The sequence below is a fragment of the Dorea sp. YH-dor226 genome (assembly GCF_039832105.1).
Taxonomy (GTDB): domain Bacteria; phylum Bacillota; class Clostridia; order Lachnospirales; family Lachnospiraceae; genus Dorea_A.
The window spans coordinates 119,682-136,452 of the sequence record NZ_JBDOHS010000008.1; the positions used below are offsets into that span (position 1 = coordinate 119,682).

13 protein-coding genes are annotated in these 16,771 nt (G+C 42.9%); 3 read left to right on the forward strand and 10 right to left on the reverse strand.

Annotation, left to right across the window (positions count from 1 at the left end; all coding sequences use genetic code 11):
- Positions 1 to 42: 42 nt before the first annotated feature.
- Genes ABE547_RS08865 through ABE547_RS08875 form a run of 3 tightly spaced genes read right to left on the reverse strand, consistent with a single transcriptional unit; the run spans position 43 to position 2,674 of the window.
- Positions 43 to 414 carry a biotin/lipoyl-containing protein gene (locus ABE547_RS08865; protein ID WP_235247841.1) on the reverse strand — a complete coding sequence of 124 codons (372 nt, stop codon included), beginning with the start codon at positions 412 to 414 and terminating at the stop codon, positions 43 to 45.
- 32 nt (positions 415 to 446) lie between these two features.
- Positions 447 to 1,220 (reverse strand): OadG family transporter subunit, encoded by a 774-nt coding sequence (locus tag ABE547_RS08870; RefSeq protein ID WP_235247842.1) that lies wholly within the window; start codon positions 1,218 to 1,220, stop codon positions 447 to 449.
- A 14-nt stretch (positions 1,221 to 1,234) separates the two neighbouring features.
- Positions 1,235 to 2,674: a carboxyl transferase domain-containing protein gene (locus ABE547_RS08875; protein ID WP_347378436.1), complete on the reverse strand. Its 1,440-nt coding sequence runs from the start codon at positions 2,672 to 2,674 to the stop codon at positions 1,235 to 1,237.
- Between the two features lie 353 nt (positions 2,675 to 3,027).
- Here ABE547_RS08875 and ABE547_RS08880 point away from each other — a divergent pair, with 353 nt between their 5' ends.
- The 3 genes from ABE547_RS08880 to ABE547_RS08890 all read left to right on the forward strand — a co-directional run bounded on the left by ABE547_RS08880 (position 3,028) and on the right by ABE547_RS08890 (position 6,278).
- Positions 3,028 to 3,963, forward strand: a complete 936-nt coding sequence (locus ABE547_RS08880; protein WP_347378437.1) for an MFS transporter — start codon at positions 3,028 to 3,030, stop codon at positions 3,961 to 3,963.
- Entirely contained in the window at positions 3,879 to 4,388 is a 510-nt protein-coding gene (locus ABE547_RS08885; protein ID WP_347378458.1) for a hypothetical protein, read from the forward strand. The genes ABE547_RS08880 and ABE547_RS08885 overlap by 85 nt, the downstream gene beginning before the upstream one ends.
- 99 nt (positions 4,389 to 4,487) lie before the next feature.
- Entirely contained in the window at positions 4,488 to 6,278 is a 1,791-nt protein-coding gene (locus ABE547_RS08890; protein ID WP_347378438.1) for an aminopeptidase P family N-terminal domain-containing protein, read from the forward strand.
- Positions 6,279 to 6,632: 354 nt separating this feature from the next.
- Here ABE547_RS08890 and ABE547_RS08895 read toward each other — a convergent pair whose 3' ends face one another.
- The 7 genes from ABE547_RS08895 to ABE547_RS08925 all read right to left on the reverse strand — a co-directional run bounded on the left by ABE547_RS08895 (position 6,633) and on the right by ABE547_RS08925 (position 16,770).
- Positions 6,633 to 7,391 (reverse strand): ABC transporter ATP-binding protein, encoded by a 759-nt coding sequence (locus tag ABE547_RS08895; protein ID WP_347378439.1) that lies wholly within the window; start codon positions 7,389 to 7,391, stop codon positions 6,633 to 6,635.
- The gene (locus tag ABE547_RS08900) at positions 7,375 to 10,041 is read right to left on the reverse strand and encodes a hypothetical protein (protein WP_347378440.1); all 2,667 of its coding nucleotides are present in this window, start codon (positions 10,039 to 10,041) and stop codon (positions 7,375 to 7,377) included. Before ABE547_RS08900 ends, ABE547_RS08895 begins: the two co-directional genes overlap by 17 nt.
- 56 nt (positions 10,042 to 10,097) lie before the next feature.
- Positions 10,098 to 11,336: an amidohydrolase family protein gene (locus tag ABE547_RS08905; protein WP_347378441.1), complete on the reverse strand. Its 1,239-nt coding sequence runs from the start codon at positions 11,334 to 11,336 to the stop codon at positions 10,098 to 10,100.
- A gap of 159 nt (positions 11,337 to 11,495) precedes the next feature.
- Positions 11,496 to 13,484: a 2-isopropylmalate synthase gene (locus ABE547_RS08910; protein WP_347378442.1), complete on the reverse strand. Its 1,989-nt coding sequence runs from the start codon at positions 13,482 to 13,484 to the stop codon at positions 11,496 to 11,498.
- A 181-nt stretch (positions 13,485 to 13,665) separates the two neighbouring features.
- The gene (locus ABE547_RS08915; protein ID WP_347378443.1) at positions 13,666 to 15,195 is read right to left on the reverse strand and encodes a sodium:solute symporter; all 1,530 of its coding nucleotides are present in this window, start codon (positions 15,193 to 15,195) and stop codon (positions 13,666 to 13,668) included.
- Between the two features lie 187 nt (positions 15,196 to 15,382).
- Positions 15,383 to 15,859 carry a methylglyoxal synthase gene (locus ABE547_RS08920; RefSeq protein WP_235249537.1) on the reverse strand — a complete coding sequence of 159 codons (477 nt, stop codon included), beginning with the start codon at positions 15,857 to 15,859 and terminating at the stop codon, positions 15,383 to 15,385.
- A 35-nt stretch (positions 15,860 to 15,894) separates the two neighbouring features.
- The gene (locus ABE547_RS08925) at positions 15,895 to 16,770 is read right to left on the reverse strand and encodes an NAD(P)-dependent oxidoreductase (protein WP_347378444.1); all 876 of its coding nucleotides are present in this window, start codon (positions 16,768 to 16,770) and stop codon (positions 15,895 to 15,897) included.
- Position 16,771: the final 1 nt, after the last annotated feature.

The window sequence follows — 16,771 nt, forward strand, 5'->3', positions numbered from 1 at the left end:
ACCTCCAGTCGTGTTGTTATAACATCATATCACTGTATGATATTAGTTTAATGTAGCCAGAACAGCTCCAGATTCGATCGCATCGCCTACTGCAACATCAATACTTGCTACTGTTCCGTCTTCCGGTGCCACAACTGGGATCTCCATCTTCATTGCTTCGATGATTACAACAGCATCACCCTTCTTTACGCTCTGTCCAACATTTGCTTCAATCTTAAATACTTTTCCTGCAGCTCCTGCTTTTACTTCAATCGAACCAGCTCCTGCAGCTGCTTTTGGTGCTGCCTTAGGTGCTGCCGGAGCTTTTTTTGCAGCTGCTCTTGGCGCTGTCGCAGCCGGTGTCACACCTGCTCCGTTCTCTTCTACTGTTACATCATATACATTACCGTTCACTGTGATTGTATAGTTTTTCATTGAATTATCCTCCTAATCTATTCTTCTAATTCTTATGCACGCCATTTATTAGATGGACGACGTCTAATACTTCTTACTACAAATCCATCTGTACTTGCCGCTCCTTCCGCCGCTGCGATTGCCGCTGCAATGACTGCCACAAGTTCCAGATCATCCGTCAGATCTTCTTCTGCTGCGACTGAAACCTCTGCCGGTGTGGATACTTCTTTTTTCTCTGCCGCCGGCTGTTTTTTTAACTTTGCTTCAAGCAAAGGAATATACTTGAACAATGAGATCAATATAGAGATGAAAATCAGTACAACAAATACGGTACCCATACCAAGGATCGTATTCAATCCCGCTTTTTCCATAATCTCACCCGTCGAGTATTTTGCATCCACCGTCAGGCTGTCCAGGCACAGATTCTCGTCAAAAACGAACGTAATCTTTGCATCACGGTCTGTAAATTCCGCATTTGCAGTCACCTTAAGTTCATCCGCAGAAGCTTCAAACTCGTAATCGCCGCGACTTACAAATTCACCGCAGTCTTTCTTCGCCTGGGACCAGGATTCGATTGCTCCGACAAAGCTGTCTCTCGTATAAGGAACACCATATTGTGTCAAAATGAGCTCTGCTTTGAAGTCGCTCATATTCTTCCATTCTTCCACTGTCGCATCATCCATACCATTGCAGTTCTCAATCAAACCGTCTGCAATCTGTGTGACAGTGCCCTCGTCATACTGTACCTGCTCCTTACTTCCTCCGCAAGCGGTAAAGCAGAGCATCACAGTCACTGCACAGAGTAATACGCTTAACTTTTTCTTCACTTTGCCTCACCTCTCTAAACCGTTCCATGCTTTTTCATCGGACGATCTTCTCTCTTTGTGAATAACATTTCAAACGCACCGATCACATATTTTCTTGTATCAACCGGTTCAATAATCGTATCCACATAGCCTCTTCTTGCCGCAGATAACGGACTGGACTGTAATTCTTTGTATTCCGCTGCCTTTTCTTTGATCGTAGCAGCATCTGCGTCTGCGTACATAATCTTAGCCGCAAGAGAAGAATCCATCATGCCGATCTCTGCGTCCGGCCATGCATATACCATATCAGCTCCCAGTGATTTGCTGTTCATTGTTACATATGCGCTTCCAAAAGCTTTTCCAATCACTACATTTACTTTCGGCACCGTTGCATTAACAAATGCATAAGTCAGCTTTGCCGCTGCTTTTGCAAGACGCTTTTCATTGTATTCACTTGCCGCAAATCCGGCAACATTCGTAAGTGTCAGAACCGGAATATTAAATGCGTCACAAAATTCAACGAATTCAGCTGCCTTTTCTGCACCGTCAGCAGACAGAGATCCATCAAATTCGGCAACTATTTCCGCGTCTTCATTGTATACCTTAGAACGGTTTGCCACTGCACCGACCGTCATACCATTTAATTTGATAAATCCGGTAACCATATCTTTGGCATATTCTTTCTTCACTTCACAGAAAATTCCACTGTCAGAGACAGAAGCAAGGGCTATTGCTGTATCCTCTGTTGCATTTTCAATATCTGTACACAGTCTGTTAAGATCATCCGTGCACTCATCATAAGAAGCATCCTCTTCATTATTACATGGCAGCATACATACCAGTTCACGAATCTCACCAAGGATCTCGTCTTCTGTTCCGATGCTGTCTACCAGACCCGTATTCTCGCTCTGATATTTTGCAGATGCTGTATTACATTTGTCGATGCTGTTTCCTGGAATAGCATTCGGTGAATTTACGAATAATTTTGCCTTTGCAGCTTCCATAAATGTAAAATCTGTAAGAGCAGGAACAAGCGCAAGCCCTCCGCCACAGGTTCCAAAGACTGCTGTGATCTGCGGAATCACACCTGATGCCATTGACTGCTTCATATATAATTTACCAAATGCCTCCAGTGCATCTGTTGCCTCCTGAAGTCTCAGTCCTGCACAGTCCACCAGTCCGATCACCGGAGCACCCATCTTCATTGCCATATCATAGATATTGGCAATCTTCTTTGCATGCATCTCACCGATTGCTCCATTCAATACTGAAGCATCCTGGCTGTATACATACACCAGATTACCATCGATCACTCCATATCCGGTAATTACACCGTCTGCCGGAGTTTCTTTTTCCTGCATGTTAAAATCAGTATTTCTGGCAGTCACTGCGCCACCGATTTCAACAAAGCTTCCTGCATCAAGTAAAGAAGCGATTCTTGCACTTGCTGCACTTTCTGTTGCCATGTTGCCCATAGTCTAGCCCTCCATTTTCTTCATATTATAAGTTGGGTTTTTTCAAAAAAGTAAAACCAAATTTTTGCCAATTATATTATATATCCTTTCTTTCCAATCTGCAACTGTTTTTGGCGTTTTCCGTTAAAAGATTGTCAATTTATTCTCCTGATATACCATGCTAATTCTCTATCGCACTAAAGCATATTACGAATTTGTGAATTTTGCACTATTCATTAAATTTTCCTTAACTTTTTATTGTACTTTAATCTAATTTATGGTATATTTATCTCGGTTCTAAATGTGATACGTATTTCACCAGATAAGTATCACATTGGGGAATACTTTTTATATTTTTAATTGGAGGGTTAAAAATGGAAACAACAAAAAAGAAATGGCCATTTGGTTTCTATGTATGTAGCCTTTCTTTCTCTTTTGAAAGATTTGCATACTACGCTGCTAAATGGGCACTTGCGATTTTCATCGTAACCGATGCTGCTAACGGCGGTCTTGGTCTTGACAAATCTGTAGGTGCAGCAATGAGCTCTAACCTGGTAGCATTCACTTATATCACACCTATTATCGGTGGATATATCGCTGACCGTTGGGTTAGCCCGAGACTCCTCGTACCAATCGGAGAGATCCTTATGGGAATCAGTTACTTACTTGCATGGAAAGCAAACGGAATCGGAATGCTTTGGGCAATGATCATCCTGTTATCAATCGGTACAGGATTCTTCAAAGGAAACGTATCCGGTATCAACGGACGTCTCTTCCCATTAGCTGACCAGGACACACTGGACTCTGTATTCAACATCCAGTACATGTTCGTTAACATCGGTTCTTTCTGTGGAACATCATTCCTTAGCCTTCTTGCACTGTCTTATGGATATCGTTTCTTATTCTTCGTCTGCGGTATCTTCTTATTTATCGACTGTGCATGGTGGATCTTCGGTATGAGATTCTTCGGCGATGCTGGTAAGAAACCATTCCTTGTTGACAACAGAACAGAAGACGTTGACTCTGCTGACAAAGAAAAAGACAACGCTCCACTTACAAAGCTTGAGAAAAACCGTGTTATCGCTATCCTGATTGTAACACTGTTCTCCGGTATCTTCTGGTTGATCTGGTACATGGTATACATGCCAGTCTACTACGAGTTCGGTCCGGTAGAGCAAGGTGGTATGGTATGGGATGGGCTAACTGGAACATTGGTTCTTTCCAGATGCCTACTGCATGGTTTGACTCTGCAAACGCTCTTTTTTGTATCATCCTCTGCCCAGTCTTCGCTGGTATTTGGGCTAAGATGAAACAGAGACCACAGGGTGACTGGGGTATGTTCACAAAGACAGCACTTGGAATTATCATTCTTGGTCTGTGTACAGCATGCATGGTTGTTGCAGCTATCATCAGCGGCGAAGGAACAAAGGATCCGGTTGGTATCTGGATCATCCTTCTGACAGCAGTTGCCATGACAGTTGGTGAAGTTATCTTCTCACCACTTGGAAACTCTTTCATCAACAAATATGCTCCTAAGAAACTTCTTGGAACATTACTTGGTGTATGGCCGTTCATCATCTTCTTCTCCGGAAAAGGATATGGACCGCTTTACAACTTCTTGGCTAACTTCTCATTCGTTAAGGCTTATGGTATCGTAACTATCGTTATCATCGCCTGCGGTGTGATCATGTTAGCATTCACAAAGAAATTCGACGAAATGGTTGGCGGCAAATAAGTCAATACATAATAGAATTTACTTTTCGATGGAAAGGGCTCCCGGGTTCCCGGGAGCCTCTTTTTATAAAAACATTTACAAATTAAGGAGGTTTTTATTATGACAGGTGTAGCTGAAAGAATTGCGAAACTGCGTGCTCTGATGGCAGAAAAAGGAATCGACGCTTACGTTGTTCCGACTGCTGATTTTCACCAGAGCGAATACGTAGGAGAACATTTTAAGGCAAGAAAATTCATCACTGGGTTCAGCGGCTCCTACGGCACTGCTGTAATCACCAAAGATGATGGGGGACTTTGGACAGACGGCAGATATTTCTTCCAGGCAACCAATGAATTGGAAGGAAGCGGCATCCGTCTGATGAAAATGTTTGTTGGCGACACCCCTTCTATCCCGGAATATCTGAATGCAAATGTTCCGGAAGGCGGAACTGTAGGATTTGATGGCCGTGTACTTTCTATGGGTGAAGGTCAGGAATATGAAGATGCACTGTCTGCAAAAAATATTCAGATCAACTACGCAGAAGATCTGATCGATGCAATCTGGGAGGATCGCCCGGAGCTTTCCAAAAAACCGGCATTTTTCCTGGAAGAAAAATATTCCGGAGAAAGCACAGCTTCCAAGCTTGCACGTGTAAGAGCAAAGATGGAAGAAAACGGAGCAGACACCCACATTATTGCATCCCTTGATGATGTATGCTGGCTTCTGAATATCCGTGGAGATGATATTGATTTCTTCCCGTTATTACTCTCCTACGCAACCGTAACCATGGACGCTGTAGAGCTCTACGTAGATGACTCAAAACTGAATGACCAGATTCACGAAGAATTAAAGAAAAACAATGTAAATATTCATCCTTATAATGATATTTACGAAGATGTGAAAAAACTGGATTCCGACAAAGTTGTTCTGATCGATCCAATGAAAATGAATTATGCTCTGTACAAGAACATTCCTTGTAAGATCGTAGAGGCAGCAAATCCGACTATTCTCATGAAAGCCATGAAGAATGAAGTTGAGCTTGAAAACATCAAGGAGGCGCATATTAAGGACGGTGTTGCGATCACAAAATTCATGTACTGGATCAAAACACGCTATGACAAAGAGACTATCACCGAATTAAGTTCTGCAGCCAAATTAACTGAATTACGTGCAGAACAGGAAGGCTACATCCGTGACAGTTTTGAGCCACTGTGTGCTTTTGATGATCACGCTGCCATGATGCACTACTCTCCAAGTGAAGAATCGGATGTTCAGCTGAAATCCGGCGCATTTTTCTTAAATGATACCGGTGGCGGATACAACGAAGGTTCTACAGATATCACCAGAACTTTCATTCTTGGTTCCGTAGAGGATCAGATGAAAAAATACTTTACTGCTGTTGTACGTGCCATGATGCGTCTGTCCCGTGCAAAATTCCTGTATGGATGCTATGGATACAATCTTGACGTGCTTGCAAGAGGCCCGATCTGGGATCTGGATCTGGATTTCCAGTGCGGTACCGGACATGGTGTCGGATATCTTGGAAATATCCACGAAGCACCGACCGGATTCCGCTGGTATGTTGTTCCAAGCAAGAATGAACACCATCAGTTAGAAGAGGGTATGGTTATCACAGATGAGCCGGGAATCTACGAAGATGGTCAGTTTGGTATTCGTATTGAAAATGAATTCATCGTCAGAAAAGGTGTGAAAAATAAATACGGACAGTTCATGTACTTTGAGACCATCACATTCGCTCCAATCGATCTGGACGGAATCGACCCGGAAGAAATGAGCAAAGATGAAAGAGAATGGCTGAACAATTACCACAAGGACGTATATGAAAAGATCGGCCCACGTCTGACGGAAGAAGAAAGAGAATGGCTGAAAGAATATACAAGAGCTATTTAAGAATGATATAGCTGTTTATGATTGGTATAATTGTTAAAAGCGTATAACCAACCGTGAAAAAGGCGAACACAGTGATTCCTGCGACGCTAAGTCGCTTACCTTCGGAATCACTGTGCCGCCTTTTTTCACTTGTTCTTCGCCCTTAAACATATATATATAACAAACATCATATAACTTATAGCTCTTCATATTCTGTTCCCGCAAAACAACTGCAGTAAGCAACTTCGCGCTGAAGCGTAATGTTTATATAAAAAAGTCTGTTGATCATGTAGTGGCAGCCCTGACCATACCATTTTCACAAGATAAGCCGAGGTAAGCGACTTAGCGTCGAGGCGTTCTTGTGGAAATGGTAAATTACAGTGAAGCCATCCGTTTCAGAATTTCCTGATAAAATCCTTCACTTTCCCCGGTTCGTTTCAGATCCTCCAGTATCACTCCATCTTTCAAAAACAGGATCCTTTTGCATTTGCTTGCCATCTGCGGATCGTGTGTGACCATGATGATCGTCTTTTTCATCTCTTCGTTGATCTGTATAAATTCATCTACTACGATTTTCCCGGATTTGGAATCGAGATTGCCGGTTGGCTCATCCGCAACGATCACATCCGGGTTATTAATGAGTGCCCGGCAGATTGCAACTCTCTGCTTCTCTCCTCCTGACAATTCATACGGATTCTTGTCCAGCAGGTGTGTCAACCCAAACTGCCCGGAAAGCTTCATCGCGCGTTCTGTACACTGATCTGCTTCTGCTTTATCCAGTATCATAGGAAGCATGATATTCTCTTTTACGGACAGACTGTCCATCAGATAAAAATCCTGAAAAACGAACCCGATCTCTCTTCTTCGGATATCTGCCAACTCATCCTTCCACAGGGATTCCGTGTCCTTTTCTTTGAAATACAGCTTTCCCTTCGTTGGCACATCAATCAGTCCGAGTACTTTGATCAGGGTCGTCTTTCCGCATCCGGACTTTCCCATAATTCCCACAAATTCTCCTTCTTCCACCGACAGATCAATCCCTTTCAGTACACGGATATCATCCGGTTGCTCTTTCCTGCTTCCTGTTTTGGAATAATTACGATATAACTGTTCTGTTCTAATGACTGTTCCCATAATTTTTCTCCACCTTTTTTATAATATAACGACTGATGCCCTGAACTCCCAGCAACTGTATCCCAACATAGAGCAGCCCTGTCACTGCCAGTACTTTCAGATATGCCATGATATCTTCCGGTGTATATCCCCTGTTTCTCCACATGATTCCGGTAAATACCATGACTGAGACCGCCGCAACTGCCATCGGAATCCAAAAATAAATGTAAACTTCCCGTTGAATAATATGTATGCGTTCCTTTTCTCTCATTCCCATATTCTGCAGAAATTCCTGCTGACGAATCTTTTCTCTCATCTCCGATTCTGCTTTCATATACAAAAGCACCAGCGTTACAACTGCCATAAGAGTCATTATGAAGAAGCTGACAGCAATATTCATGAACCTTTCCGCCTTCAGCTGGTCTGTCAGCTGGTCTTTCGAATACCATGCCTGAACCACACTGTCAAACCCAAGATCAAACTGATGATTTTCTTCAAATATCCTCAGTTTTTCTTCAATATCTGATTTCCGGTCACCTGATGCATGGATCAGAACCAGGCGATCCGGCCAGTGATGGATATTCACATCTTCCACACCTTCCTCCTGTGCAATCTGCTCTCCATTCCGATAATCCGTCGTCTTCCATAATTCCTGAATCTGTTCAAAATACACATCGGAAAATACCACAATATTTTCATATTCTCCCTGCCGCAGATTTCCAATCAGTATCCTTCTCTCCATTCCAACAATTGTTCTGGGCGGAAATATGTCTGCACGGTGAAGATAATCATAAGATACCACCGGCTGTCCGATATGCAGATAAGGAGTCTTTTTCCCGGAAAAATAATCAATCGGATGTGCTTTCACACTTTTATCTTCCTGAAAGATGATATATATTTCACTTCCATCCTCCGCAAGATTCAGATCCTTCGCTTTACGTCCAATTTGAGCACACAATTCCTGATATGTAGATTCTGAGATCCCGATATGCTGTCCCTGCGGCATGATAGATTCCATCGTTCCATTGATATCGGTTGAATTATCGGCATTAGTGACCCGGACCATCGGATATGTCATGACATCTGCAAGATTATTATTCTCTAACTCCTTAAATAATTCCCGGTCATCATCGGTCGCCATACATACATAGTCATAAGGAAACATTGTCTCTGGTTTTTCTGCAGTCAGAGAGGACGCTGCTTCTCTGGAAAAGATAAACAGCACGCAGATATGCAGCAATGTAATCAAATACAGATACCTGTAAGCCGTCTTAAAATGATGATAAAAGTAATTATTCTTTAACAGATTTCTATAATATACCGGGATCTTTTTCTTTTGCATACGAAGATACAGACTCCCTCCGTGACGCAGAGACAGATACAGTCCAAACAGAAACAACACGATATCCCCAATTTTTTCTGCATGTTCTCTTTGCGAAAAACCATAGATAGAATAGAGAAGCAGACCAACTCCCGCAATCAGAAAACAGGGGCTCCATTTTCCCGACATCTTTTCTTTCTGTACTGCTTTATATCTGGAAGATGAGCCTCCCATTTCAATGTAAATATCATGCGTTGCCATAGCTGAGATCAGAAACAGCAAAAAGCTTATCAGAAATGTCAACAGATAGCTTTTGACAGTGACATGCTCCAGGACTACCGCCCCTTTCAGTCCGCCTGTAATCAGGCTACGACAAAGAAACAGGACGATATTTCCAAACAGATATCCACCAAGCAGCGAAAATACAATACAGGTTAATAATTCTGCTCCGATAAACAAGTATAATGTCCTGCTTCGAATTCCAAGATTTTGAAACAGAGCATAACTGCTGATATGATTTTTCAGATAAAATATCAGCACAGAAACAATCAAAAATACTGCGATCACAATTGCTGCGATCAAGAAATTCATCAGGATTGTACCAAGGCCCTGTCCCATCGCCAGATTTTCCACACTCCGCATTCCGGACAGCATCTCCCGAATTCCAACACCGGCAAAGATAAAGCTGATTGAGATCGTTCCTACCAGAATAAATACCCTATAAGTCTCCCAGTTACTCTTAAAATTCTTCCAGATCACCCGGTAAAACAGCGGAGAATATTTCCCCTCAAATGCAAGCCTCTCTTCTCTCTCCTTCTTTGCCAGGCGATCTCGTTCCCAGATCCGCTGCATCTCGTCTGATGCATCCGTCCATGAGTCCAGCATGCGCCCGCCAACCAGATAGATACACAACAAGAACATAATTCCAACCGGATACACCTTAAAATATGCATTATTAATGTAAAGCGAAGGTCCTTCGACAGACAGCAGCAATCCCAGACAACTGACTACCAGACTTACGATTGGAAGAAATGCACTGCTTCTTCCAATCCATATTCTAAAAAGGCTAATCAGGCCCAGAAGCTGTATCACAGCCATCAAAATCAACATAACCATGAAGGCAATTGCGACTGACTGGATATCATTCCATTCCAGCCAGTCTACTCCCATTGCCGACATGTCTGCTTGTACAAGTGCACTCATATCCTCCGCTTTGCGAAGCCTCATCAGATATCCATATGTGTTATGGAAGTTTCCCCCTAAAGGAATCCATGGAATCAGCAGCGCAATCTGTATGATGAATCCCGTGATAAGATAATAAATGCTATCCGCCGTTAACCGTTTTTTCAATGTTTTTTCCCCCAGACATTTATTTGATAAACAACCTAAGCAAAAGAACTGAAAACCTACATAAACATATTACTTGTACCTACATATCGGATTCCGTCTTCAAAGACTCTCTTTCCATCCATAGTCACAAGTTTCACATCATTCAGACGGGTAATATCCTCACTGAGGTTACCTCCCACAACAAGAATATCTGCATCCAGCCCTTCTTTGATCAGACCTCTTTGGTCTTCTACTCCCAGAACTTTTGCCGGATTAGAAGTTGCTGTCTGGATCGCCTGTACCGGTGTAATACCATACTCTACCATATACTGAAGTTCTCTTGGCAGAGGCAGAAGCGGCGACTGATACATCACCATATCCGTTCCTGCTATCACCGTAACACCTGTATCATAAAATGCTTTAAAGTTATCTCTGTAAGCCTTATATGCAGGTTCAAAATACTGATAATCCTTAATCTCTTTCTGCATAACCGGATCATTTACCGGTGCACCTGCATGGTTTTCCATCTTTTCTTTGCAGATATCATATAACAATGTATATGCCATAATAGTCGGAGTCCAGGCGATTCCCTTTTCAGCCATCTGCTTCGCATGATCCAGCGTCATGAATGTAGCATGTTCAATCGTATCAAAGCCTGCATCAATGCACATCTGAATTCCCGGATTCGTTCCTGCATGTACTCCACACTTGATTCCTCTTCTGTGGCATTCGTCTACTGCTGCGTCCAGTTCTTCCTGCGTAAGTTCCGGTATATGGGAACGATGCGTGGTAAGCACTTTCACCCACTCCGCACCGTCACGCACCTGTTTGCGGATCTCTTTTCTCACTTCCCACGGACCATCTACCTGTTCCACTTCCTCCCAGGCATGTCCGCCGGTCATACAGATTCCGGTATCCGTATGTGTAATCTTCGGAATTGTGATAAATCCCTTTTCTGCAGCCAGCTTCAGATTCTTACATACTCCGTGTGCCGAGGACATATCTCTCACAGAAGTAATTCCCCGTTCAAATGCTGCCTGTGCATGCTGAAGTGCATAGAGCATGATCAGCTGCGGTCCATAATTAAAGCTGTCCGGCTGAGAATACCAGTATCCCAGATGTGCATGCATGTCACACAATCCCGGGAGAATCGTTGCATCCCCATATTCCTTTACTTCTTCCTCCGGATATTCTTTTATCAGTTCCTCCTTGGAACCAATTTTACGGATCTTTCCATCTGATCCGGTTACAACCGCCTTATCTTCTAAAACTGTTTTTCCATCTCCTGTCATGAGATATTTTGCACTGATAATCATTGGTATAGCCTCCTTATGACATTTTCTTTGTTAATATTATAGCATACTCTATAGACTGAAGTACATATTCTTACAAAAATATATAAAAAGAAGCCGCTGAAATTGTCAGGATCTTCTCCCGCATATTCAGCAGCTTCTCTGGATACTATTTTTTATTTTTTATTTCTGATTCCGGAACTGCATCGGTGTCATATTATAAGCTTTTTTAAACAACCGGTTAAAATGCTCTACATTCTGATAGCCTACAGACAGCGCAATATTTTCTACCGTCATATTACTGCTTTTAAGAAGTGCTTTTGCTTTCTTCATACGAATCTTTTTCACCAGTTCTCCAAACGTCATACCAGACTTTTCTTTGATGTATTTGGAAATATATGGCTTGGATAAGTAGAACTTTTCTGCAAGATCATCCAGTGTAATATCTATATAATTTGCCTGTACATAATTCATGATTTCAATCATTCTCGCATCCGTACATACATTGGCGCTTCCCAGCTCCTCCACCTTATTCACGGCTACAATCAGTGCTTCAATCGATGCCCGGATAATATCAGGATCTATTCCGACACCCCAGAAGGTCTTTCCCTTGCAGATGATTCCAACATATGCAACCGCCTTGGAAGAAGATCCCTTTGTCAGAGAATGCTCTTCATAGAAAGTCAGTTCGTAGCTGATATTGAAATACTGTTTAATCGCATTGCTTACTGCATCCAGTCGGCCATTTCCGTTGGAAGTAATCACTTTATTCTCGCCACCGTGATTAATCGTCACTTCCGCAGTAATTCCGTCCACCTGTTTGAAATGACACTCATCAATATGGAAAACGGTTTTTGTATTAATATAGTGATCGGCAAAGATCTGGTATACCCACTCCGGAGTCAGCTCCTTATGCGCTTTGTCAGATACATCTTTTACCATATATCCGACTTCTTCTCTCATCTTCTGCGGCAGGTTGATACCATGGCTCTGCTTCAGGATATAGCTTACGCCGCCTTTTCCGGACTGGCTGTTGATACGGATAACGTCAGAGTCATATCTTCTGCCCACATCCTGCGGATCGATCGGAAGATACGGAACCGTCCAGGTATCGCACTTCTTTTCCTCTCTCCAGGCCATTCCTTTGGCGATAGCATCCTGATGAGAACCGGAAAATGCAGTAAATACCAGATCTCCGGCATATGGCTGGCGCTCATATACATGCATTCTGGTCAGACGTTCATACGTCTCACGAATTCTCTGCATATCGGAGAAATCAAGTCCGGGATCCACTCCGTGAGAATACATGTTCATACCCATGGTTACGATGTCCACATTACCGGTACGCTCACCATTACCAAATAACGTTCCCTCAATACGATCTGCTCCGGCAAGAACTCCAAGTTCTGCGGTTGCCACACCGCATCCTCTGTCATTGTGTGGATGTAAGCACAGGATCACATTATCCCTGTAATTCAGATGTTTATTCACATATTCCAGCTGACATGCGAATACATGCGGCATTGCATTTTCCACTGTGGTCGGAATATTGATGATGGCTTTATTATCTGCGGTCGGTTTCCATACATCGAGAACCGCATTACATACTTCAACCGCGTAATCCACTTCCGTTCCCGGAAAACTCTCCGGGCTGTACTGGAACGTAAAGTTTCCTTCCGTCTCACTTGCCAGCTGAAGGAGCAGTTTTGCACCGTCTACCGCAAGCTGTTTCACTTCTTCTTTACTCTTTCTGAATACCTGCTCTCTCTGTGCTACAGAGGTAGAATTATACAGATGGATCACCGCATGCGGAGCACCCTTCACCGCCTCAAACGTCTTCTTAATGATATGTTCTCTCGCCTGCGTAAGTACCTGAACCGTCACATCATCCGGAATCATATTTTTCTCGATCAGTGTTCTCATGAACTGATACTCCGTCTCAGATGCAGCCGGGAATCCAACCTCAATCTCTTTGAATCCGATATCAACCAGCATCTGGAAAAATTCCAGCTTTTCATCCAGACTCATTGGTTCAATCAATGCCTGGTTTCCATCACGTAAGTCAACGCTGCACCAGATTGGCGGATGATCAATATACTCCTTCTTCGCCCAGTCATAAGTAACCTCCGGCGGCATAAAATAAGTTCTTTCATATTTCTGATAATTTTTCATAACTGACAACCTCTCCTTCTATTCCATTCTGATCATGAATCCATCGTTCACATCGAATAATAATCATCAATTTTCTTGTTCATTTTTAATCCTTCCTTATCCTAACATATGTACACAGAAAAGGGAAGTGATAAATTTAATCACTTCCCTTGATGTATTTTATTCTTTTATCAACTATACTCTAATCCTGAGCCAGAGAACGTTTTTTCGTGATCGTTACTTTTTCATCGTAACATGCAAAGATGTCGTCTACCCGTTCTTTCTGAAGCTTTGGAGTCACAAAACTTACAACAGGTACCACGATCAGACCGGCGATCATTGCAATTGCACCGGCATTAATCGGAGATGCAATATAATGCAGGAACATATTGGACACTGTGATTCCCACACCAGTTGCAAAACTTGCCCACACTGCCGCTTTTGTCACACCCTTCCAGTACAGACCATACATGAACGGAGCGAGGAATGCACCTGCCAGAGCACCCCATGAGATACCCATCAACTGCGCAATAAAAGTCGGAGGATCCATCGCAATCACAACTGATAAGACGATGAAAAATACAACCAGCACCTGCATGGTACGAACCTGCTTCTTTTCACTCATATCTTTCATGACATTATCCTTCAGGAAATCCAGTGTCAGTGTAGAACTGGAAGTCAGAACCAGAGAAGCAAGTGTTGACATAGACGCAGATAATACCAGTACTACAACAATACCGATCAGAATATCCGGAAGCGTAGACAGCATATATGGAATCACACCATCGTAGATCACATTGCCTGCCTCATCATAAAGCTGCGGATTATCAAATAATCTTCCAAAACCACCCAGGAAATAACAGCCTCCGGAAATGATGATTGCAAAAAATGTAGATACAACCGTACCTGTATTGATAGACTTCTCATCTTTAATTGCATAGAACTTTCCAACCATCTGCGGAAGTCCCCATGTTCCAAGAGATGTCAATGTGATAACACCCAGAAGGTTCAACGGATCCGGGCCAAAGAAGGAAGTGAATGCACCCTGCTGTCCCATGGTAACAGGAATATCACTTGGGATCTCTGCCATCGTTTTGATCGCCTGGATAAATCCACCCTGACCACTCAGTACCGACAGAATAACAGCTACAATACCAACCAGCATGATAATTCCCTGAATAAAATCATTGATTGCTGTAGCCATGTATCCTCCCAGAATTACATAGATACCTGTAAATACAGCCATTACAATAACACAATATTTGTACGGAATATTGAATGCCATTCCAAACAGTCTGGAAAGACCGTTATAGACAGATGCCGTATATGGCACCAGGAATATAAACACAATTGCAGAAGCTGCAATCTTCAATGCCTTACTTCCATATCTCTCACCGAAATAATCCGGCATAGTTTTAGAATTCAGATGCTGCGTCATGACCTTGGTACGTCTTCCCAGTACAACCCAGGCAAGAAGGCTTCCGATCAATGCATTTCCAATACCGATCCAGGTAGAAGCCAGACCATACTTCCATCCGAACTGTCCGGCATATCCCACAAACACAACAGCCGAAAAATACGAAGTACCATAAGCAAAAGCAGTCAGCCACGGTCCGACAGAACGTCCCCCTAAAACATATCCGTCAACACTCGTTGAATGCTTTCTTGAATAAAGTCCTACTGTTACCATAATTGCAAAAAATACGATCAACAACAGTAATTTGACACCCATAAAATAATACCCTCAACTTTCCTTCATCTTTCTTACCGCTTTAAATCGTTGCGCTTTAAAGCGGTAAAGTCTTACTTTGTAAGAATACCACATTATGTGTATAATGTCAACATATACCAGAAAGATGCCGTTCACCCGGCAGATTTTTTCTGCACAGATCACGGCATCTATGATTCATTTTATTCTTTTATTTCATTTTCTCAACTCTGTCCTGAATTGTTTTATTAAAATTCTCAACTCTTCTGCTGTATGGTTCATCCATATATCTGGAGTTCAGCATAAAATCCGCTGTCGCCAGATTATTCGCAACCGGAATATCATACAGAACCGCAATACGAAGCAGTGCCTTTACATCCGGATCATGTGGCTGTGCTTCCAATGGATCCCACAAAAAGATCATAAAATCAATATTCCCCTCCACGATCTTGGCGCCGATCTGCTGATCTCCGCCAAGCGGACCACTGTTATAGCCTTTGACCGGAAGTCCTGTCTTCTCAGCGATCAGACGTGCAGTTGTTCCGGTTCCACACAGAAAATGGCTTTTCAGAATATCCTTATTTTTATCACACCAGTCAACCAGTTCTTTTTTCTTTCCATCATGGGCAACCAGCGCAATATGCTTTGCCTTTTCAATTTCAAATGTTACATACTTATCATCCAGCATATTTGTATCTCCTTTCAATTACTCTTCTTCATGCGTTACTCAGGAAGTTCTTCTTCATAATACTTGATCAGAGCCTGTGTTCCGAGATCGCCATATCCTTCTGCCTGCAAAAGTTCATAATTCGCGAGCACCTGACTTAATACATCCAGGCTCAGATTACTTCTGTTTGCCTCTGTGAGTGCAAGCGTCATGTCTTTGATAAAATGCTTCATAAAGAATCCGGGTGCATAATCTCCGGCAAGGATCTTCGGACCAAATGCATCCAGCTGCTTACTTCCGGCTGCGCCTGTCGATACTGAATTCAAAACGGTATTCAGATCCAGCCCTTTTGCTTTCGCATAGGTCAGAGCTTCACATACCCCTGACAGGGTTCCGGCGATCATAATCTGATTCGCAAGCTTTGCATGTTGTCCACATCCGGACTTTCCCTGATAATTAATATTCGTTCCCATCGCTTCAAAAAGAGGCATGCAGGCTTCATAATCTTCTTTTTCTCCGCCAACAAGAATGGACAAGGTTCCGGCCTTCGCCCCGGTATCGCCTCCTGTAACCGGTGCATCCAATACATGGAATCCCCTCTTCTTTCCTTCTTCTGCAATCTTCTCAGCCAGCATCGGACTTGTGGTCGTCATATCAATCAGATATGCTCCGGAAACCGCACTGTCCAGGATATTCCCCTGTTCAAAATAAACTTCTTCCACATCCTGTGGGAACCCCACAATCGTGATCACTGCTTCACGGTTCTTCACACAGTCAGCGATACCATCATGAAAAATCGCCCCTTCACTGATCACATCCTCTACCTTCGCTTTAGTACGGGCATAGATATGAAGCTCATATCCTGCTTTCATCAGGTTCCTCACCATGGATTTTCCCATGATTCCAACCCCTATAAAACCAATCTTTTTCACG